Origin of the sequence: Bradyrhizobium sp. AZCC 2230, from assembly GCF_036924495.1 — a bacterium.
GTDB classification, from domain to species: domain Bacteria; phylum Pseudomonadota; class Alphaproteobacteria; order Rhizobiales; family Xanthobacteraceae; genus Bradyrhizobium; species Bradyrhizobium rifense.
The window spans coordinates 1,585,755-1,604,569 of sequence record NZ_JAZHRS010000001.1 but is presented as its reverse complement, the minus strand read 5'-3'; the positions used below and the strand labels follow the sequence as shown (position 1 = coordinate 1,604,569).

Sequence of the window (18,815 nt, the reverse complement as noted above, 5' to 3'; positions counted from 1 at the left end):
CACGAGGACGAGCGAGCTAGGCGAGCCCGCCGTCGACCCGGAAACACTGGCATGTGATGCGCTGGCTTGCGTCGGAGGCGAGGTAGAGCGCCATGTCCGCGATATCGTCGGGCGTCACTGCATCGGGAATGGCCTGGCGCGTGCGCAGCTCGGTGATGGCCTGCTCATTGGGAAACCACAGCCGACGCTGCCGCTCGGTGATCACCATGCCCGGCGCAATCGCGTTGACGCGGATGCGATCGGCGCCGTACCGGCGGCCGAGTGAGTTGGTGAAGCCGACGATCGCCGCCTTGGCCGCGGCGTAGACCGGCAGTGCCGGTGCGCCGCGCATCCAGGCCACCGACGACATGTTGATGATCGAGCCGCCGCCGCGCGCCTGCATCTGCGGCACCACGGCCTGCGCGGCAAAGAAGACGTGCTTGAGATTGACGCCGATCATCCAGTCGAATTCGGCCGGCGTCACGTCTGATAGCACCTGGCGCTGGTCATTGGCGGCGTTGTTGACGAGGACCGCGGCATCGCCCAGCGATCCCTGCACCTTTGCCAGTGCGGCGCGCAAGGCCTCGATGTCGAGGAGGTCACAGGGCACGAACAGCGGCGCGCTGCTGGACGTTTTCGCCACCTCGTGCGCCAGCGCTTCGCCCGCCTGCGTATCGATGTCGAGGAAGGCGACACGAGCGCCCTGGGCGGCGAAAGCGCGCACGAAGGCGGCGCCTATGCCGCTGGCGCCCCCGGTGATCAGCACCACGCGGTCCGCGAGGTGGGCATAGCTCGTCTTGGTCATGCGATCAGTCGCTCCGTCTCAGGGTCGAACAGGCAAATGCGGCGGGTATCGAGGGCGAAGGAGGCGGTCCCGCCCGGCGTCGGGCGGATGTCCGGCGAGATGCGTGCCTGCGCGGGCTCGCCGCCAAGCCGCAGCAGGACAATGGTCTCCGCGCCGGTGGGCTCGACCAGCTCGACAGGCGCGGTGACGATGACCGGCGCGCCTGTGGCGCCAGAGAACACGCGGTCGCCCTCGGCGATGCATTCCGGCCGGATTCCAAGCACCACCTCGCGGCCGACATAGGACGCAGCTGCGTCGTAGTCCTGGAGGCGGAGACGAACCTCGTCCGGCCGGCCTGCGCCGATCACCGCCACAGGCCCGCCGGCGTCGGCCTCGAGCCGTGCCGGCATCGTGTTCATCGGCGGCGAGCCCATGAAGCGGGCCACGAACAGATTGGCCGGATAGCGATACACCGTGTCGGGGTCGGCGAATTGCTGCACCACGCCGCGATGCATCACGGCGATGCGGGTCGCCATCGTCATCGCCTCGATCTGATCGTGGGTGACATAGATGATGGTGGCGCCGATGCGCTGGTGCAGCCGCTTGATCTCCATCCGCATCTCGACCCGCAGCTTGGCGTCGAGATTGGAGAGCGGCTCGTCGAACAGGAAGAGCAAGGGATCGCGCACCAGCGCGCGCCCCATCGCCACGCGCTGGCGCTGGCCGCCCGACAGTTGCGACGGCTTGCGGCCGAGCAGGGGCTCGATCTGGAGCAGCCTGGCCACGTTCGCCAGCGCCTTCTCCTGCTCCGCCTTGGCGACGTGGCGGCATTCCATGCCGAAGGTGATGTTCTGGCGCACCGTCATCGATGGGTAGAGCGCGTAGGACTGGAACACCATGGCGATGTCGCGGTCCTTCGGTGGGACGTCGTTGACGACGCGTCCCCCGATCTCGATGGTGCCGTCGCTGGCCCGATCGAGCCCGGCCACGATGTTGAGCAGCGTGGATTTGCCGCAGCCGGACGGCCCGACCAGCACGGTGAATTCACCGCTCTCGATGTCGAGGTCGATGCCCTTCAGCACCTCCAGATTGGCGTAGCGCTTCGACAGGGCGCGAATGCTCAGTGCTGCCATGACACATCCATCATTTGACGGCCCCGGCAGTGAGGCCGCGTACGAAATACCTGCCGCCGAAGAGATAGATCAGCAGAGTGGGGAGCGCCGCGATGATCACCGCAGCGCTCTGCACGCCATGCTGCGGGATATCTGCGACCGCGGCAGACAGCGCAATGAGCGCGGCCGTCACGGGCTGCTGCTGGCCGGTCGTGAATGTCACGCCATAGAGGAACTCGTTCCAGATATGCGTGAACTGCCAGATCACGGTGACGATCAGGATGGGAGCCGAGAGCGGCAGGATGATGCGCCAGAAAATACGGAAGAACCCTGCGCCATCGATGCGCGCCGCTCTGATCAGTTCATGCGGAATGGCGATATAGTAATTCCGGCAGAACAGCACGGTGAAGGAGAGGCCCTGGATCGTGTGAATCAGCACGAGGCCCCATAGCGTGTTGATGAGCCCGATGTCCCGCAACACGATGGTCCAGGGCAGCAGGCGCATCTGCTGGGGCAGGAAGAGGCCGAGGGTGACGATGCCGTAGATCCAGTCGTCGCCGCGAAAACGCCAGAGCGACACGGCGTAACCGGCGACGGCACCGAGCAGGGTGGAGAAAATCGTGGCAGGGATCGTGACGAGCGCGGAGTTCAGCATGTAGGGCCGGATGCCGGCGCAGGTCTCGGCGATGCAGAAACCGCTCCAGGCCAGGGCGTAGTTGCCCCAGGCCAAATGTTGCGGCCAGCCGATCATCGAACCCTGCGCGATCTCCTCATTGGTCCGGAGCGAGTTCAGCACGACGACGACCAGCGGCGCGAGATAAGCGGCCGCGAACAATGTCACGACGAGATAGATCAGAATGCGGCTCGGGGCGAAGCTGCGGTCACGCATGGGTGGCCTGCCGTCGCTGGACATAGCGCCACGCCGCATAGGGCAGCAGCACCGCGAGCAGAATGAGCAGCATCAGCACTGCCGCCGCCGCTCCGCGGCCGAGCTGGCTGCGCTGGAACATCAAATCGTAGACGACGAGGGCCGGGAGCTGGGTCGCGATGCCTGGCCCGCCATTGGTGAGCGCGCGGACGAGATCGAAGGCCGAAATCGCGAACTGCAGCTGGACCACGACGACGGTGATGGTGATCGGCCAAAGCGTCGGCAGAATGACGCGCAAATAGGTTCGGATCGGTCCAGCGCCGTCGATCTGTGCGGCCCTGATGATGTCGGTGTCGACGGAGCGAAGGCCGGCCAGCAACAGCGCCATGGCGAAGCCCGAGGATTGCCAGATCGCAGCGATGACGATGGTCCAGATCGCCATGTCGCGGTTGACCAGCCAGTCGAAGTGGAAGGAGCTCCAGCCGAGGTCATGGACGAGCTTCTCGATCCCGATGCCGGGATTGAGAAGCCAGCTCCAGACCGTGCCGGTGACGACGAACGACACCGCCAGGGGGTACAGGAAGATGGTGCGCAGCACGTTCTCGCCGCGAATGCGCTGATCGAGCAGGATCGCGAGCGCGAGACCGGTGATCAAACTCAACAGCACGAAGGCGATGCCGAACAGCAGCAGATTGTCGAAGGCGATTTGCCAGTTCCGCGACGCCAGGACCGAATTGTAGTTGCGCAAACCCACCCAGCCCGAGACCGGAATAAGGGTGGATGGCGTGAACGAAATCCAGATTGTCCAGATCGAAAACGAAATGAGGTGCGCTGCGGACAACAGCAGCGGCACCCAGATCATCAGATATTCGGGCAGCCGGCGCACCATCTCGGATGTCGCCGGCCGCGCTGCTGTCGAGACGGCGTTGGTCAACGTGATCCCTCGACGGCCTCGGCGAGGCGGGTGACCGCCTCCTCCGGCTTGATCGTCTTGTTCTTCGCATACTCCGTGAACACGTCGATCATCGCAGCGGTCAGGCCGTTCTCCTGCGCCATGTTGTGCGCGAGGCTCAGAACGGCCTGATTGCTGGCGACAGCGTCCTTGAGTGCGGCTGCGGTTCGCCGTTGACCATCCGACCAGCCTTCACCGGACAGATCGACATCGGTACGCACGGGGATCGATCCCGTGATCTGCGAGTACATGGTCTGGATCGCCGGATCCATGACGAGCTGGGCCATCAACGCCTGACCGGCCTGCAGATCGGGCTCCTTGCGCTGCCAGAAGATGAAGGCATCGGCATTCAGCAGGAACACCGGCTTGCCATTGTCGCTGGGGCCCGGCGCGATGACGAAGTCGTCGAGCTTGAAACCGGCGTTCTTCAACACGCCCTGCGCCCAACCGCCCATGATCAACATGCCCATGTCGCCATCGACGAAGCGCTTCAAATTGATGGCATAGGGTTGGGCGCCGACATTGGGATCCATCCAGTTGGTGATCTTGCGCATCTGTACGAAGGCAGCCTTCATCTCGGGACCCTCCAGGGCCTTCTTGTCGAGATTCATGGCGGCCGCGCGATACGCGGTGGGACTGATGCCGGCGAGCGAGGCCTCGAATTTTTGCCCATCGTCGGCGCGGGTGCCACCGTTGGCGACGGGAAAGGTGACCCCGGCGGCCTTCATCTTCTCGGCGAGATCGTTGAAGTCAGCCCAGGTCACGGGGGGCTTGTCGGCCTTGGCCTTGTCCATCGCGCGTTTGGAGAGAAACAGCATGTTGGTGCTGTAGATCTGCAACGGCAGGGCAATCCACTTGCCGCCTGGCTTGTGCAGTTTTGCAAGGTCCGGCGCGACGACCTTTTCGTAGCCGGCGGCAGCGACAACGGCGTCGAGATCGACGGTCGGGGCAATCTTCGACCAGGCCGCAATCTCGGGGCCCTTGAGCTGCGAGCAGGCCGGCGGATCGCCGGCGATGATCTGGGCGCGCAGCTTGTTCATCATCTCGGTGGTGAAGCCGGGGACGGGCGAGTGCTGCCAGACGCCACCCTTCTCCTCGAATTTCTTGCCAAGCGCGGTGATCGCAGCTCCATCGCTGCCTGCGGACCATTGCGAGATCGCGGTCAGGCGCGGTTTGACCGCACCTTGCGCGCGGGCAAAGGCCGGCAGCGCGAGCGCGGCGGCAGATCCAGCGAGCAGACGGCGCCTTGTTGTCGTGATCGGCATGGCAAGTTCCTCCCGGGTTGATGTTCTTTGCGCTGTTTTGCGCTGTTCTTGACGCTTTTCTTGGCGTGTGCGAGCCGCACGCGGCTTAAGTCATGTCAGGCGGCCTCCGTCGATGCGGCCGGCATGCCGCCGCCTCTCGCCAGGCAGAGCGCGGCGAAGGCAAGTGCGGCCTGCGGATCGTTGCCCACCGAGGGCGGCACGAAGGCGAGCGACACCTGCGCCAGTTTCCGGCCGCCCAGCAGGCAGGAGTCGATCCCGTCGATGACGGCCTTGCGATCGTCTTCAGTGAGCAGCGATGGCCAGCCGCTGACGACAACGCCGCGGCATGGCTTGACGTTCAATGTGTTGCCGATGGCGAGGCCAAGCCTGAACAGGCGCTGCCGCAGTTCCTGGCGCACCCGCGATGTGAGGGTGATCGTGGTCACCCATTCACTGCCGAGCCGGACCAATTCCGCTTCGGTGACGCGCAGAAGCTCGGCCAGCGCGGGCTGCGACGTATAGGCTTCGACGCAGCCGTGATGTCCGCAGCGGCAGCGCGGACCGTCAGCGCTGAACACCATGTGGCCCAGTTCCACCGGGTCGAGTGCGTCGTCCTCGATCGGATCATCCATCCAGGCGCCCGCGACGCCCTGGCCGACGAAGACGAACAGATGCGCATCGCTGAACGGATAGTTTTCCGTGCGGCAACGGTGAAAGGTGGCGTGCGCCACCACCGAATTGGTGAAGGTGACCGGCACGCCCGCGAACAATTCGCCGAACATGTCGCCGATACGACCGACGTCGCAGGGAATGATCGGGTTGCCGAACTCGCTCAGCCGCCCGAGGCCGGGAACGGTCACGCCGACCTGCGCGAGCCTGATGCGCCGCCGGTGCGTCCAGTCGCGCAGCAAGGCCAGCGCTTCGCCAAATACCCGGCCGACGGAGTCGACGGTCGGCTTCTTCGGCAGCGGCACCCGCTCGGTGTAATGCAGCTCGCCCGACAGACCGCCAACGCCGACGCCGAGCCACTGGCCGGTCAGCTCGAGGCCCGCAAGCGCCACCGTGCGGTTGAGCGACACCAGGCCCGTCGGACCACCGACATAAGGGGCAGGGCGCCGCACTTCCTCGATCAGGCCTTCGGCCTTCAGGTCGAACAGGATGCGCGACAGGCTCGCCTCAGAGAGGCGCACGGCTTTTGCCAGAGGCGGCCGGAACGAGCCGCCGGACTGGAGCAGGTGGGTCAAAATGGCAGCGCGCGTCTGCCGCCGACTTCTCGGCTGCTCCGGCATTTCCATCCCTGTCGTCATTCTTACTTAGTGTAAGAATTTGCGCGCGGAGTGTTTCAACTGTCAAGCGCCCGCAGTCACGATGCGCCGACTTGTTGTTGTGCGTGGCAGCAAAGAGGCGCGGTCGGTCTCGTAGGTGGGCAAAGCGAAGCGTGCCCACGATTTGTGTCTTAGTATCGAAGAGGTGGTAGGCACGCTGCGCTTTGCCCACCCTACGGCATCTGCAAAAAAACGGCGCCATCGTAAGATGGCGCCGTTTCGAAAGCCGTAATGGCTATGACTTACTTGCGATCCTTGATCGCGACGTAGTCGCGCTTGGTGACGCCGGTGTAGAGCTGGCGCGGACGGCCGATCTTCTGCTGCGGGTCCTCGATCATCTCGCTCCACTGGCTGATCCAGCCGACGGTGCGGGCGACCGCGAACAGCACGGTGAACATCGAAACCGGGAAGCCCATCGCCTTCAGCGTGATGCCCGAATAGAAGTCGACGTTCGGGTACAGCTTGCGGTCGATGAAGTACTGGTCGCTGAGCGCGATCTTCTCGAGCTCGAGCGCCACCTTCAGCATCGGATCGTCGCCATGGCCGGTCTCCTTGAGCACGGCGTGACACATCTTCTGCATGATCTTGGCGCGCGGATCGTAGTTCTTGTAGACGCGGTGACCGAAGCCCATCAGGCGGACTTCCGAGTTCTTGTCCTTCACCTTGGCGATGAACTCGGGGATCTTGTCCACGGTGCCGATCTCGGCAAGCATCGCGAGCGCGGCTTCGTTGGCGCCGCCATGCGCCGGGCCCCAGAGGCAGGCGATGCCGGCGGCGATGCAGGCGAACGGGTTGGCGCCCGAGGAGCCGGCGATACGCACCGTCGAGGTCGAGGCGTTCTGCTCGTGGTCGGCGTGCAGGATGAAGATCTTGTCCAGCGCGTCAGCGAGCACCGGGTTGATCTTGTACTCCTCGCACGGCACGGCGAAGCACATGTGGAGGAAGTTCTCGGCGAACGACAGCGAGTTCTTCGGATACACGAAGGGCTGGCCGACCGTGTACTTGTAGGCCATCGCGGCAAGCGTCGGGATCTTCGCGATCATGCGCATGGAAGCGATCATGCGCTGCTTCGGATCGTTGATGTCGGTGGAGTCGTGATAGAACGCGGCGAGCGCGCCGACGGAGGCCACCATCACCGCCATCGGATGGGCGTCGCGGCGGAAGCCCTGGAAGAAGCGGGCCATCTGCTCGTGCACCATCGTGTGATGGATGACGCGGTCGTCGAAATCCTTCTTCTGCGCGGCGGTTGGCAGCTCCCCGAACAGCAGGAGATAGCAGGTCTCGAGGAAGTCGCCATTCTCGGCGAGCTGCTCGATCGGGTAGCCGCGGTATTCCAGCACGCCCGCGTCACCGTCGATATAGGTGATCTTGGACTGGCAGCTCGCGGTCGAGGTGAAGCCGGGATCGTAAGTGAACAGGCCGGACTGGCCGTACAGCTTGCCGATATCGATGACATCAGGTCCGACGCTGCCGCTGTGAATCGGAAGATCGTAGTTCTTGTTTCCGACCGTCAGCGTGGCGGTCTTGTTGCTTGATTTTGCGTCCATCAGAGGTCCCCGATGTAAGGTGAAACGGGCCGGACCCGGAAGGCCCCGATGACATGGTGGGGCAGGCCGGATATTCCAGAAGGTACGGCCAAGATGGGTATATTATTGCTGTGTGCGCTGCAAGATGGCGCCGCGCATGCTCGACTTACGTCGGAGCCTGGTCCTTGAGCCGGCCCAGACTTTCCTGGCGTCCCAGCACGTCCAAAACCTCAAATATACCAGGCGACGTGGTGCGGCCGGTCAGCGCGACCCGTAAGGGTTGGGCGACCGCGCCGAGCTTGAGACTATTTTCCTCGGCAAAGGCGCGCAGCGCGGCTTCCGTGGTAGCGCCGCTCCAGCTCTCGACATTCTCCAGCGCGGATTGCAGCTGGCCGATCAGCTTGCGGTTCTCGGGCGTCACTAGGGCCGCCGCCTTGGGATCAAGCTGCAGCGGGCGGTCGGCGAAGATGAAATAGGCGCTGTCGATCAGCTCGATCAGCGTCTTGGCGCGCTCCTTCAGGGCCGGCATGGCCTTGAGCAGCTGGGCGCGCGTGGTGTCGTTCAACTTGGCCTTGATCTCGTCGCGGGCGGGCACGACGTGGTCGAGCACGTCCTCGAACATCTTCACGAGTGATTGATCGTCGGCGTGGCGGATGTAATGGCCGTTGAGGTTCTCCAGCTTGGCGAAGTCGAAGCGGGCGGCGGCGCGGCCGACATTGGCGAGGTCGAAGGCTGCGATCATCTCTTCGGTCGAGAAGATCTCCTGGTCGCCATGGCTCCAGCCGAGGCGGACGAGGTAGTTGCGGAGCGCGGCCGGGAGGTAACCCATGGCGCGGTAGGCGTCGACGCCGAGCGCGCCATGGCGCTTGGACAGTTTTGAGCCGTCCGGGCCGTGGATCAGGGGGATGTGGGACATGCTCGGCAGCGCCCAGCCCATCGCGTCGTAGATCTGCTTCTGGCGGGCGGCGTTGATCAGATGGTCGTCGCCGCGGATGACGTGGGTGACGCCCATGTCGTTGTCGTCCACGACCACCGCGAGCATGTAGGTCGGGTTGCCATCGCCGCGCAGCAGGACGAGGTCGTCGAGGTTCTCGTTCTGCCAGACCACGCGGCCCTGGACCTGGTCCTCGATCACGGTCTCGCCGGTCTGCGGCGCGCGCAGGCGGATGGTCGGCTTGACGTCGGACGGGGCGGTCGCGGGATCGCGGTCGCGCCATAGGCCGTCATAGAGCCGGGTGCGGCCCTCCGCCCGCGCCTTCTCGCGCATGGCGGTGAGCTCCTCGGCGGTGGCGTAGCAGCGGTAGGCCTTGCCGTCGGCAAGCAACTGCTCGGCGACCTCGCGGTGACGGGCGGCGCGGCTGAACTGGTAGATGACGTCGCCATCCCAGCTGAGCTCCAGCCATTTCAGCCCGTCCAGAATCGCGCCGATCGCCGCCTCGGTGGAGCGCTCGCGGTCGGTGTCCTCGATCCGGAGCAGCATCTTGCCGCCGTGCTTCTTCGCATAGAGCCAGTTGAACAGCGCCGTGCGGGCGCCCCCGATGTGGAGGAAGCCGGTCGGGGAGGGAGCAAAGCGTGTGACGACGGGATCGGTCATTCTTGGCAGGGCCTATGCATTGGAGGCGGTGGTATATAACAGGACCGGAGCATAACTAAAGCCCGGCAGCGGACCGCTAAGGCCTTGCTTAATCCCTTGGCTCAGCCAAGCAAATTTGGCAGAAGGGCCGCTGATTTCCCTACAGGATTTTCGTAATGACAGAACCGGTGGCGACTGAGGTTGGGCGCGATTTCATTCGTGACATCATCCAGGCCGACCTCGATCAGGCCAAATACAAGGAGATCGTGACCCGGTTCCCGCCGGAGCCGAACGGCTATCTCCATATCGGCCACGCCAAGTCGATCGCGCTCAATTTCGGCATCGCCCAGGAGTTTCCGGGCCGCTGCCATCTGCGCTTCGACGACACCAATCCGGTCAAGGAAGAGCAGGAATATATCGATTCCATCCAGGCCGACGTGCATTGGCTCGGCTACGACTGGGGCAAGAACCTGTTCTTCGCCTCGGACTATTTCGACCGCCTGTACGAATGGGCGGAGAAGCTGATCCGTGACGGGCTCGCCTATGTCGACGACCAGTCTCAGGAAGAGATCCGTCTTGCGCGCGGCACGCTGACCGAGCCCGGCAAGAACTCGCCGTTCCGCGACCGCAGCGTGGAGGAGAATCTCGACCTGTTCCGCCGCATGAAGGCCGGCGAATTCCCGAACGGCACGCGCGTGCTGCGGGCCAAGATCGACATGTCTTCGGGCAACATCAATCTCCGTGATCCCGTGCTGTATCGGATCCTGCATGCGCACCATCCGCGCACCGGGACCAAGTGGAGCATCTATCCGAGCTACGATTATGCCCATGGCCAGTCGGACGCCATTGAAGGCATCACGCACTCGATCTGCACGCTGGAGTTCGAGGACCATCGGCCGCTTTATGACTGGTTCATCGAGAAGCTGCCGGTGCCGTCCAAGCCGCACCAGTACGAAATGGCGCGGCTCAATTTGACCTACACGCTGCTGTCCAAGCGCGTGCTGACCCAGCTCGTCCGCGACGGCCATGTCGCCGGCTGGGACGATCCGCGCATGCCGACCATGGCGGGGATGCGCCGCCGCGGCGTGCCGCCGGCCGCCTTGCGCGAATTCGTCAAACGCATCGGCGTTGCCAAGGCCAACAGCGTGGTCGATGTCGGCATGCTCGAGTTCTGCATCCGCGAGGAGCTGAACCGCACATCGCAGCGGCGCATGGGCGTGCTGCGGCCGCTCAAGGTCGTGATCGAGAACTATCCGGAAGGCGAGAGCGAGGAGCTCGAGGCGATCAACCACCCGGACGATCCGTCGGCGGGTACGCGGAAAATCACGTTCGGCCGCGAGCTCTATATCGAGCAGGACGACTTCATGGAGAACCCGCCGAAAAAGTTCTTCCGCCTGTCGCCCGGCAACGAAGTGCGGCTGCGCTACGCCTATTTCGTCAAGTGCACCGGCGTGATCAAGAACGACGCCGGCGAGGTGGTGGAGCTGCGCTGCACCTACGACCCCGCGACCAAGGGCGGCAACGCGCCCGATGGCCGCAAGGTCAAGGCGACCATGCACTGGCTGCCGGCGGCAAATTCGGTGCCTGCGGAGATCCGCATCTACAACCAGCTATTCGCCAACCCGAGCCCGGATGCGTCGAACTTTGCTGCCGATCTCAATCCGCAGTCGCTGGAGATTTTGGCCGACGCGCGGATCGAAGCGTCGGTCGCCGAGAGCAATTCGACCGAGCCGATGCAGTTCGAGCGCCAGGGCTATTTCGTGCGCGACGAGGACTCGACGCCCGGCAAGCCGGTGTTTTCAAGGACGATCGGCCTGCGCGACACGTTCGCGAAGGAAGTGGCCAAGGGCTGACAGGGGCAGGGCACATGAGCAACGAAGCCGACACCATCGTTTCTGCCATCATCGCGAAATGGTGCGCCGGCTTCGCAACGCTGGATGCTGCCGCGCTATCGTCGCTCTATGCGAAAAACGCGTTCTTCCTTGGCTCCAATCCAAAACTCTATCAGGGCAGGGACGGCATCGCCGATTACGTCAACGGTCTGCCGCGATGGCGCAAGCCGAGCGCGGCGTTTTCCGAGGTGAACGCGGCGCAAGCAAGCCCGGACCTGATCAACATGGCCGCGATCGTGTCGTTCGACCTTGCCGGTGAGCGGCCGGAGTTCTCGCTCAAGATGAGCTGGGTCATCCTGCGCGAGGACGGCGACTGGAAGATCGTCAACCATCATGCCTCGTCACGCGCGCCGTTGATCTGACGGGGCACACGGCATCGTCATTCCGGCGAAGCAACGAATGCGCTCCCTACGCGTTGTGTGGGTTCCCAATTGAGGATCCCCCCCATGCAGAACATCGCAGAGCACATGGAAGTCATCGGCGCCGATGGCGTCCACATCGGCACCGTCGACAAGGTCGAGGGCAACCGCATCAAGCTGACCAAGAAGGACAGCGGCGAGGGCAGCCACAGGGGTCACCATCACTTCATCGACAAGGGCCTCGTCGCCGGTGTCGAGGGCAACAAGGTCCGGCTGTCGGCCAAGGCGGATGTCGCCGTGACGATGGAAGAGGAAAAGTAGGGTTGCGGCCCTTCGTTCCTGATCTGTACCGCTTTTCTGCAGGCGATTATATACTTGACACCACAAGGCACGAAATGTAGAAACGGGCATCAACTCGGAACCCCGCGATGCCCGCAGCCAAGCCGCCCATCAAGAACGCCAGCTTCAACGCTCCCCATTTCCAGAGCGTCGAGGCTGCACGGACCTATCTTGAAGCCCTCCGCTGGGGCACTGAGCGCGTTTGCCCGCACTGCGGCACCGTGAACGGTTCCTTTGCTACCAAGAAGCCCGGCGTCTATCGCTGCGGCTCCAAGGGCTGCCGTAAGGACTTCTCCGTCACCACCAAGAGCGTGATGGAAAGCAGCCATATCAAGCTCAACGTCTGGCTTCAGGCGTTTTACCTGATGTCGTCCAGCAAGAAGGGCGTCAGCTCGCATCAGCTCCACCGGGCTTTGGGCATCACGTACAAGTCGGCTTGGTTCTTGTCGCACCGCATCCGCGAGGCAATGCGCGCTGGCGGCTTGCTGCCCCCGATGGGTTCGGGCGGCGCCGTCGTCGAAGCGGACGAAACCTATTTCGGTCGCCTCGAAGGCCAGCCCGTTCGCCGTGGTGGCGCTTCACACAAGAACACTGTTGTTACTCTGGTCGAACGCGGCGGCTCTGCCCGCAGCTTCCACGTCGACGGCAACCGTGCGGGCGATCTCCTGCCCATCATTCGCGCCAATCTGAGCCGCGAAGCGCGTTTGATGACCGACGAACACAGCGGTTACAAAGTCGTCGTTGAGATTGAAGGTCTCAGCGGCCACGATACCGTCAACCACAGCAAAGATCAGTACGCCCGTTACCGCAACACGGTGACGGACAAGCTGCGCGACGACGGCAAGCCCGTGGTCGAAACCACCACGATCAGCACCAACACGGTCGAAGGCTACTATTCGATCTTCAAGCGCGGCATGAAGGGCATCTATCAGCACTGCTCAGAGAAGCACTTGCACCGCTACCTTGCCGAATTCGACTTCCGTTATAGCAACCGCGTCGCGCTCGGCATCGAGGACGGAGAACGTGCAGACCTTGCCGTCAAGGGCGCGGCCGGCAAGCGTCTGACGTATCGACAAGCTCACTAAGCGAGATTTTAAGCGGCAGGCCCGGCGCTTCCTGCGCTGGAAAGAGCGATCTAAAAAGATTCCTCGAAAGCCACGACATGCAAAGAACTAGCGAGCTCTAAGCGCGCAACATATGCAAGCTGTACAGCAGCTCTTTGGTTCGATTGAAAATCACACCCAGAGCACCCGACCGTTGAAGGTACCTCGACGCGACTCCACATGCAGCTCCGCCCAAGAAACTGATGAAGAACTGCGGCCTTTCCCATGCTGTCACGCCCAATAGGGCAAGCAGCCCGCCGGCGAGCATGAACAAGCCGTAAACAAGGAAAAGGCGCTTAAGGTGTCGAGGTGTCAGATACATCGCGCTAGTCATCTTTCCGCTCCTTAAAGACGGATATAGCCTCTAACGTTCCAAGCACAACAAAAGCGACCAAAATAGCCAAGTCCATGCCGTCGAAGATGAACCTAAGAGGTATAGTATCGAATAATTTAGGGTCTCCGAGCTGCAAAAGAATATATTGAACTATCTCGATGGCGCCGATCAAAACGCAAGCCACAATTGCGTGCGCCGCAATAAACGAACCCCACCGCCAAGCGGTCTCAAAAGCAAAATACCACCGATAAGCCACGTCTTGCCCTCCCCCGGAGGGCAATTTAGCCTATTTATTCGCCTCGCGCGACTCTTTACGAGCTTTCGCGGTATGGTTGCTCTTCTTTGGCTTCACCTTCGGCTTGTCCTTCAACGGCTCATGAGGCGTCTTGAGCGCGCTACGTAGCGCAGCCTCGAAGCGCTCTTGGGCTTCTTTTTCGCTGTATTGATCGGGTTGTTTGCTCATGACAGATAAAATTCCATCTTCGATTACCGCCTTAGCCAAGGCATTTGGCATCGAACAAGAACCTTGGTCATGGACGCGAATGTATAACCCAGGTCTTGCCGACCACATGCACGCCTTGGGCGTTACCGCTGCCAATTATAACCGCTTGGAAAGTGAGTTGCGCCTGTTACTTGACGTTTTCATGGGCGACCAAATGACAGGCGCCGAAGCAGGCTCTTATCTATTCGAGCGACTAAGTAACGCTGAGAGAATGGACCTTCTTAAGCATCTGTACATCTCCCAAGTCGGTGGTACGGACCTTTCCGACAGACTTGATTGGTTCGTTTCCGGATACGGAATATGTGCAGAAAATCGAAACATCCTAATGCACTCCGAGCCTCACGGGGCGACCTACAATGCGCTTCAATTGGTCTCTGCTCTCCAACTACGTAAAGCTTCAAAAAAGAACCCGGGGGTTCACAACTTCATTTCCCTTGAACTGCATGAATTGAGGCAAATTGCCGATGATATCGACCGCTTTGCCTCATACGGGTTCGATCTCGCGTTATGGCGGATCGCAAGCCGAAGCGGCGGAACAATCAAGCTCGCAAATCGGGAGATTTCACCCTCATTGCCCGATAAACCTCCAGCACCAATTCATCTGACGCTCGGACCTCTGAAAGCCGCCGAAGACAATCAACCCCCGCCCGAATCATCGCAGGGGTGATTTCGATTGCGGGCGCGCCAGCGGGCAGCGCCGAAGCACCGTCCGCAGGGTGATTTCTAGGATTAGTATCCTGTGGTGTCAAGTATATAATCCCCTTTCTGCAGGCTGCACGTTCCGGTAGCCTCCGAGCCTGTCGCGTATCGCAGAGTGCAGAGGATGGCGGAGCTTGGCCGGCCGCAGCGTGTCTCGCAGGGTATCGCCGGCACTTGGCCGACGGGCGGGACCGCGTCGGCCGGCGGCTTTGCGCCGGCGGGCTTTGGCGTTTGGCCCGCGATCGTCGGGCGGCTTCGCGAATGGGCCAAGGCCGAAGCAGGTGCCGGGCGACTGTTTCCCTGGGTGCCCATCGCCTACAGCTGCGGCATCGCACTCTACTTCGCCGCCGATCATGAGCCGGTGCTGTGGGTCGTTGCCACGACGGCGGCGGCGCTGGTGCTCGGCGCGGTGTTGTTGCGGCGAAGCCGGTGGTTTGCGCCGGCGATCATGATCGCGGCGGTCGCGGCCGGCTTTGCCGTGGCGACTTGGAAGACGGCGCGCATCGCGCACACTGTGCTCGCAAAGCCGCTTTATTCGGTGTCGCTGTCGGGCTTCGTCGAGACCCGCGACATCCGCGAACGCACCGACCGTTTCGTGTTGCGCGTCACCGCGATGGACGCACAGCGCAGCGACGTGAAGCTGGAGCGCGTTCGCCTCTCGGTTCACAAGGGGACGGCGCCCGATGTCGGCAGCTTCGTGCAGTTGAAGGCGCGGCTGATGCCGCCGCTCGCGCCATTGCGGCCGGGCAGCTACGATTTTTCCCGCGACATGTTCTTCCAGGGCATCGGCGCGTCCGGCTTCGCGATGGGTGCAATCACCGTGGCCGCGCCGCCCGAGACCGGCGGCATCAGGCTGCGCTATGCGGCGGTCATGCAGGGTCTGCGCGACGCGATCGACGCGCGCATCCGCGCCACGCTCGACGGCGACAACCGCGCGATCGCGACTGCGCTTTTGACCGGCCGCCGCGATGCGATCACCACGCCCGTCAACGACGCGATGTTCATCTCCGGCCTCGGCCACGTTCTGTCGATCTCCGGCTACCACATGGCCGTCGTCGCCGGCGTGGTCTTCTTCGCGGTTCGCGCGCTGCTGGCGCTGATCCCCGGGCTGGCGGTCGGCTTCGCCATCAAGAAATGGTCGGCCGCCGCGGCGCTGGTCGCGTCCGCGTTCTATCTGCTGCTCTCGGGCGCGGAGGTTGCGACCCAACGATCGTTCTTCATGACCGCCGTGGTGCTGATCGCTGTCATGGTCGATCGCCGCGCGATCACGTTCCGCACGCTGGCGGTGGCGGCGCTCATCGTGCTCGCGGTCGCGCCGGAGGCGCTGGTGCATCCGAGCTTCCAGATGTCATTCGCCGCGACGCTCGGGCTCGTCGCGCTGGTGCAGATCGGCATGCCGAACCTGTTTGCCTCGCCCGATCATTCGACGACCGCGCGCATCGCGCTGTGGGGCGGCCGCGAGATCGCGATGCTGTTCATGGCCTCGATGATCGCGGGGCTTGCGACCACGCCCTATGCCGCCTTCCATTTCCACCGCGTGACGCCCTACGGCGTGCTCGCCAATCTCGGCGCGATGCCGGTGGTGTCGGCGCTGGTGATGCCGGCCGGACTGCTGGGATTGCTCGCAGCGCCATTCGGGCTCGATGGTGTGTTCTGGTGGCTGATGGGAATCGGCATCGACTGGATGATCGCGGTCACACGCTGGGTGGCGGCACTGCCTGGCGCAGTCGGCCGTCTCCCGGCATTTGGTATGGCGCCACTCATCGCTGCGAGCGTCGGCCTGATCCTGATGGGCCTGCTGCGCACGCCGCTGCGCTGGTCGGGCGCGTTCGTGCTCGTGGCGGCGACCGTCTGGGGCCTGTCGGTGCGGCAACCCGACATCCTCATCGCCGGCGATGGGCAGAACGTCGCGGTGCGGGGCAGGGATGGGCAGCTGCATCTGATGCGGACCAACAAGGACAATTTCCTGCTCAAGGAGTGGTTAGCTGCGGACGCCGACCCGCGCGATGCCACCAGCGCCTCGCTCAGTGACGGCGTGTCGTGCGACGAGACCGGCTGCGTGACGCCACTCGCCGACGGCCGGATGATCGCGCAGGCACTGCGCATCGATGCGCTGGCCGACGATTGCAGCCGCGCGGCACTGGTCGTGACGGCAAGGCCCGCGCCGTCGGATTGTGGTGCGATGGTGGTCGATCGCCCGCGTCTCGCGCGCCAGGGCGCGCTGGCGCTGACGCAGCGCGGCGACGGTTTTGCGATTGACGCGGTGAAGGCGAGGGGCGCAAACCGCCCCTGGTCGCCGGCGGCGGCCGGCGAGGGAGATTTCGAACAGACCCTCATGCCGCGGTCGGCAGCTCCGCGCGTCCGGGACGCAACACCGTCGGAGGCCGATCTTCAGGCCGAGGATTGAGATCGACAGCTCAGCCGATCGGCAGGCGGGTGATGGTCGGCGGCCTGTCGGCGGTGATCTGTGGCGTGTGCTCGCGCTCGCCGAGCGGCTGGGTCACGGGCAGTTGCAGCACGGTTGCGCGCTGGCCTTCGACGAGCTGCGTTACCAGCACGTACTTGCCGTCGGGGAATTCGATCGCGTCGTGATGGCGATCGGGAATGTGCGGATCGACCTTGCCGAACTTGCCGACGCGCGAGTTGACGGTGCGGGTCCAGATCCAGCGATTGTCGTAGCGGACGTTGTCGGCGAAGGCGAGCTCCGTTCCCGGAAGCAGACAGACCGCGACCGACATGTCGGCTTCGGAGGCGAAGCCGCGCGTCGAGGTGCCGCGGAACGTTGTCGTGACGATCGTCTCGCCGACTTCTGCGGGACGCGTCGCGACGGCATGCAGGCTGTAGTCACACATCGGGTGCTCCTCAATCAGGATAGCGACCCACGCCTCTGTCTCGGAGGCGCAGGCCCCTATCAGAGTGGAAGCCCGCGATCTTATGCTTGTTTGTGGGCAAATCTGCGGCTCGCATCCGCAGAGCGCGATCACATTATCTTTTTCAAACGCACGAGGAACAAAGCCTGCTCCCGTGCATTTGGCGAGCGTGCTGCGTTAGCGGCCTGCGGGTGCCGACCAGCCGGAATATTGCCAGGCCGGTTGTGATGGCTGCGTGATGGCGTTGCGGGCATTGCGGAATTGTTCGCTCGTCGTCGCCTGCGGTGCCTTGCGGGCGTGGTGCTGCGACTGTGCGGCGAAGGCCTGCGACGCTGATATTGCGATCAGCGCCATCGTGACGGTGCTCAAAATGATCTTGCGCATGGTTATATCCTCGGTCTCTCAAGGGCCTGCGAAGCGATGCGTGCTTCGTCGCGGCGTGCCGAGGATGTAGCGCTGGAGAGGGGGCCGGATAATCTGTGCAAAACCAGAAAGACTATCCAGCCGGAGCGGACAATCGTCCGCTCCAATCGTTGATGGCGCGCGAGCGCTCAGTACTTGCGGTAGAGCCCGATCAGCTTGCCCTGAATCTTGACCCGGTTGGGCGGCAGGATGCGCACTTCATAGGCCGCATTGGCCGGCTCGAGCGCGATCGAAGCGCCGCGGCGGCGGAAACGCTTGAGTGTCGCTTCCTCGTCGTCGATCAGGGCGACCACGATGTCCCCGGTGTCGGCGCTCTCGTTGCGCTGGATCAGCGCCATGTCGCCGTCGAGAATGCCGGCTTCCACCATGGAGTCGCCGCGCACTTCGAGCGCGTAGTGCTCGCCCGAGCCGAGCATGTCGGGCGGGACGCTGATGGTGTGGCTGCGGGTCTGCAACGCCTCGATCGGCGTGCCGGCCGCGATCCGGCCCATGACGGGCACCGCGACGGGACGCTCGCCGTCGTCGGCGGGCGGGCTGGAGGTCGTGCGCACCTTGCCGAGATTGCCCTCGATGACGCTCGGCGTGAAGCCGCGGCGGCTGCCGGCGGCGGCCTGCAGCTCAGGCAGCTTGATCACCTCGATGGCGCGGGCGCGGTTGGGCAGGCGGCGGATGAAGCCGCGCTCCTCGAGCGCAGTGATCAGGCGATGGATGCCCGATTTCGAGCGCAGATCGAGCGCGTCCTTCATCTCGTCGAAGGAGGGCGGCACACCGCTTTCCTTCAGGCGCTCGCTGATGAACCGCAGGAGCTCGTATTGTTTGCGCGTTAACATCTCGACCAAAATCCCCCGGTTGATGTCGTTCGATTCCGAGACGCTGAATTCAGCAATAAGCCGCTACACGCTCGAAACAAATCATGAACGGACACTATATG

At 63.4% G+C, this 18,815-nt stretch carries 19 protein-coding genes; 6 read left to right on the top strand and 13 right to left on the bottom strand.

Annotated elements, in window-relative coordinates; genetic code table 11:
* Positions 1–16 precede the first annotated feature (16 nt).
* The 8 genes from V1280_RS07750 to gltX all read right to left on the bottom strand — a co-directional run bounded on the left by V1280_RS07750 (position 17) and on the right by gltX (position 9,384).
* Positions 17–784, bottom strand: coding sequence for an SDR family NAD(P)-dependent oxidoreductase (locus V1280_RS07750; RefSeq protein ID WP_334521269.1), 768 nt, complete (start codon positions 782–784; stop codon positions 17–19).
* Positions 781–1,896: an ABC transporter ATP-binding protein gene (locus V1280_RS07745; protein ID WP_334521266.1), complete on the bottom strand. Its 1,116-nt coding sequence runs from the start codon at positions 1,894–1,896 to the stop codon at positions 781–783. The genes V1280_RS07750 and V1280_RS07745 overlap by 4 nt, the downstream gene beginning before the upstream one ends.
* A 10-nt stretch (positions 1,897–1,906) precedes the next feature.
* The gene (locus tag V1280_RS07740) at positions 1,907–2,764 is read right to left on the bottom strand and encodes a carbohydrate ABC transporter permease (RefSeq protein ID WP_334521263.1); all 858 of its coding nucleotides are present in this window, start codon (positions 2,762–2,764) and stop codon (positions 1,907–1,909) included.
* Positions 2,757–3,677, bottom strand: a complete 921-nt coding sequence (locus V1280_RS07735) for a carbohydrate ABC transporter permease (protein ID WP_334521260.1) — start codon at positions 3,675–3,677, stop codon at positions 2,757–2,759. Before V1280_RS07735 ends, V1280_RS07740 begins: the two co-directional genes overlap by 8 nt.
* Positions 3,674–4,960 carry an ABC transporter substrate-binding protein gene (locus V1280_RS07730; protein WP_334521257.1) on the bottom strand — a complete coding sequence of 429 codons (1,287 nt, stop codon included), beginning with the start codon at positions 4,958–4,960 and terminating at the stop codon, positions 3,674–3,676. Before V1280_RS07730 ends, V1280_RS07735 begins: the two co-directional genes overlap by 4 nt.
* 95 nt (positions 4,961–5,055) lie before the next feature.
* Positions 5,056–6,234, bottom strand: a complete 1,179-nt coding sequence (locus V1280_RS07725) for an ROK family transcriptional regulator (RefSeq protein WP_334538227.1) — start codon at positions 6,232–6,234, stop codon at positions 5,056–5,058.
* Positions 6,235–6,506: 272 nt separating this feature from the next.
* Positions 6,507–7,811 carry a citrate synthase gene (gltA, locus tag V1280_RS07720; RefSeq protein ID WP_148775510.1) on the bottom strand — a complete coding sequence of 435 codons (1,305 nt, stop codon included), beginning with the start codon at positions 7,809–7,811 and terminating at the stop codon, positions 6,507–6,509.
* A 145-nt stretch (positions 7,812–7,956) separates the two neighbouring features.
* Positions 7,957–9,384 carry a glutamate--tRNA ligase gene (gene gltX / locus V1280_RS07715; protein ID WP_334521251.1) on the bottom strand — a complete coding sequence of 476 codons (1,428 nt, stop codon included), beginning with the start codon at positions 9,382–9,384 and terminating at the stop codon, positions 7,957–7,959.
* Positions 9,385–9,539: 155 nt separating this feature from the next.
* Between gltX and V1280_RS07710 the strand changes: the two genes are divergently transcribed.
* The 4 genes from V1280_RS07710 to V1280_RS07695 all read left to right on the top strand — a co-directional run bounded on the left by V1280_RS07710 (position 9,540) and on the right by V1280_RS07695 (position 13,038).
* Positions 9,540–11,216, top strand: coding sequence for a glutamine--tRNA ligase/YqeY domain fusion protein (locus V1280_RS07710; RefSeq protein WP_334521248.1), 1,677 nt, complete (start codon positions 9,540–9,542; stop codon positions 11,214–11,216).
* Positions 11,217–11,230: 14 nt separating this feature from the next.
* A complete protein-coding gene (locus V1280_RS07705) occupies positions 11,231–11,617 on the top strand; it encodes a YybH family protein (RefSeq protein ID WP_334521246.1) in 387 nt (128 codons plus the stop codon).
* A gap of 84 nt (positions 11,618–11,701) precedes the next feature.
* A complete protein-coding gene (locus V1280_RS07700) occupies positions 11,702–11,935 on the top strand; it encodes a DUF2171 domain-containing protein (RefSeq protein ID WP_074120095.1) in 234 nt (77 codons plus the stop codon).
* 107 nt (positions 11,936–12,042) lie between these two features.
* On the top strand, positions 12,043–13,038 hold the full coding sequence (locus V1280_RS07695) for an IS1595 family transposase (protein WP_334521242.1): 996 nt from the start codon (positions 12,043–12,045) through the stop codon (positions 13,036–13,038).
* Positions 13,039–13,382: 344 nt separating this feature from the next.
* On the opposite strand, the gene V1280_RS07690 is transcribed toward V1280_RS07695, so the two are convergent.
* Positions 13,383–13,646 (bottom strand): hypothetical protein, encoded by a 264-nt coding sequence (locus V1280_RS07690; protein ID WP_334521240.1) that lies wholly within the window; start codon positions 13,644–13,646, stop codon positions 13,383–13,385.
* Between the two features lie 30 nt (positions 13,647–13,676).
* The gene (locus tag V1280_RS07685) at positions 13,677–13,853 is read right to left on the bottom strand and encodes a hypothetical protein (protein ID WP_334521238.1); all 177 of its coding nucleotides are present in this window, start codon (positions 13,851–13,853) and stop codon (positions 13,677–13,679) included.
* Here V1280_RS07685 and V1280_RS07680 point away from each other — a divergent pair.
* The gene (locus V1280_RS07680) at positions 13,852–14,559 is read left to right on the top strand and encodes a hypothetical protein (RefSeq protein WP_334521236.1); all 708 of its coding nucleotides are present in this window, start codon (positions 13,852–13,854) and stop codon (positions 14,557–14,559) included. The two genes, V1280_RS07685 and V1280_RS07680, sit on opposite strands and share 2 nt — an antisense overlap.
* A gap of 156 nt (positions 14,560–14,715) precedes the next feature.
* The gene (locus tag V1280_RS07675; protein ID WP_334521234.1) at positions 14,716–16,998 is read left to right on the top strand and encodes a ComEC/Rec2 family competence protein; all 2,283 of its coding nucleotides are present in this window, start codon (positions 14,716–14,718) and stop codon (positions 16,996–16,998) included.
* 10 nt (positions 16,999–17,008) lie between these two features.
* Here the strand turns inward: V1280_RS07675 and V1280_RS07670 are convergent, their stop codons facing one another.
* The 3 genes from V1280_RS07670 to lexA all read right to left on the bottom strand — a co-directional run bounded on the left by V1280_RS07670 (position 17,009) and on the right by lexA (position 18,714).
* Complete coding sequence (locus V1280_RS07670; protein WP_334521232.1) at positions 17,009–17,443, bottom strand: hypothetical protein; 435 nt, start codon at positions 17,441–17,443, stop codon at positions 17,009–17,011.
* A gap of 195 nt (positions 17,444–17,638) precedes the next feature.
* Positions 17,639–17,845, bottom strand: coding sequence for a hypothetical protein (locus V1280_RS07665; protein WP_334521229.1), 207 nt, complete (start codon positions 17,843–17,845; stop codon positions 17,639–17,641).
* A 167-nt stretch (positions 17,846–18,012) separates the two neighbouring features.
* Positions 18,013–18,714 carry a transcriptional repressor LexA gene (lexA, locus tag V1280_RS07660; protein ID WP_200493788.1) on the bottom strand — a complete coding sequence of 234 codons (702 nt, stop codon included), beginning with the start codon at positions 18,712–18,714 and terminating at the stop codon, positions 18,013–18,015.
* Between the last annotated feature and the right edge of the window lie 101 nt (positions 18,715–18,815).

Excerpts from the sequence above, each read along its gene's own strand:
- V1280_RS07750 (WP_334521269.1), bottom strand. The coding sequence starts at position 784 with ATGACCAAGACGAGCTATGCCCACCTCGCGGACCGCGTGGTGCTGATC.
- V1280_RS07745 (WP_334521266.1), bottom strand. The coding sequence starts at position 1,896 with ATGGCAGCACTGAGCATTCGCGCCCTGTCGAAGCGCTACGCCAATCTG.
- V1280_RS07740 (WP_334521263.1), bottom strand. The coding sequence starts at position 2,764 with ATGCGTGACCGCAGCTTCGCCCCGAGCCGCATTCTGATCTATCTCGTC.
- V1280_RS07730 (WP_334521257.1), bottom strand. The coding sequence starts at position 4,960 with ATGCCGATCACGACAACAAGGCGCCGTCTGCTCGCTGGATCTGCCGCC.
- V1280_RS07725 (WP_334538227.1), bottom strand. The coding sequence starts at position 6,234 with ATGGAAATGCCGGAGCAGCCGAGAAGTCGGCGGCAGACGCGCGCTGCC.
- gltA (WP_148775510.1), bottom strand. The coding sequence starts at position 7,811 with ATGGACGCAAAATCAAGCAACAAGACCGCCACGCTGACGGTCGGAAAC.
- gltX (WP_334521251.1), bottom strand. The coding sequence starts at position 9,384 with ATGACCGATCCCGTCGTCACACGCTTTGCTCCCTCCCCGACCGGCTTC.
- V1280_RS07710 (WP_334521248.1), top strand. The coding sequence starts at position 9,540 with ATGACAGAACCGGTGGCGACTGAGGTTGGGCGCGATTTCATTCGTGAC.
- V1280_RS07705 (WP_334521246.1), top strand. The coding sequence starts at position 11,231 with ATGAGCAACGAAGCCGACACCATCGTTTCTGCCATCATCGCGAAATGG.
- V1280_RS07700 (WP_074120095.1), top strand. The coding sequence starts at position 11,702 with ATGCAGAACATCGCAGAGCACATGGAAGTCATCGGCGCCGATGGCGTC.
- V1280_RS07695 (WP_334521242.1), top strand. The coding sequence starts at position 12,043 with ATGCCCGCAGCCAAGCCGCCCATCAAGAACGCCAGCTTCAACGCTCCC.
- V1280_RS07680 (WP_334521236.1), top strand. The coding sequence starts at position 13,852 with ATGACAGATAAAATTCCATCTTCGATTACCGCCTTAGCCAAGGCATTT.
- V1280_RS07685 (WP_334521238.1), bottom strand. The coding sequence starts at position 13,853 with ATGAGCAAACAACCCGATCAATACAGCGAAAAAGAAGCCCAAGAGCGC.
- V1280_RS07675 (WP_334521234.1), top strand. The coding sequence starts at position 14,716 with ATGGCGGAGCTTGGCCGGCCGCAGCGTGTCTCGCAGGGTATCGCCGGC.
- V1280_RS07670 (WP_334521232.1), bottom strand. The coding sequence starts at position 17,443 with ATGTGTGACTACAGCCTGCATGCCGTCGCGACGCGTCCCGCAGAAGTC.
- V1280_RS07665 (WP_334521229.1), bottom strand. The coding sequence starts at position 17,845 with ATGCGCAAGATCATTTTGAGCACCGTCACGATGGCGCTGATCGCAATA.
- lexA (WP_200493788.1), bottom strand. The coding sequence starts at position 18,714 with ATGTTAACGCGCAAACAATACGAGCTCCTGCGGTTCATCAGCGAGCGC.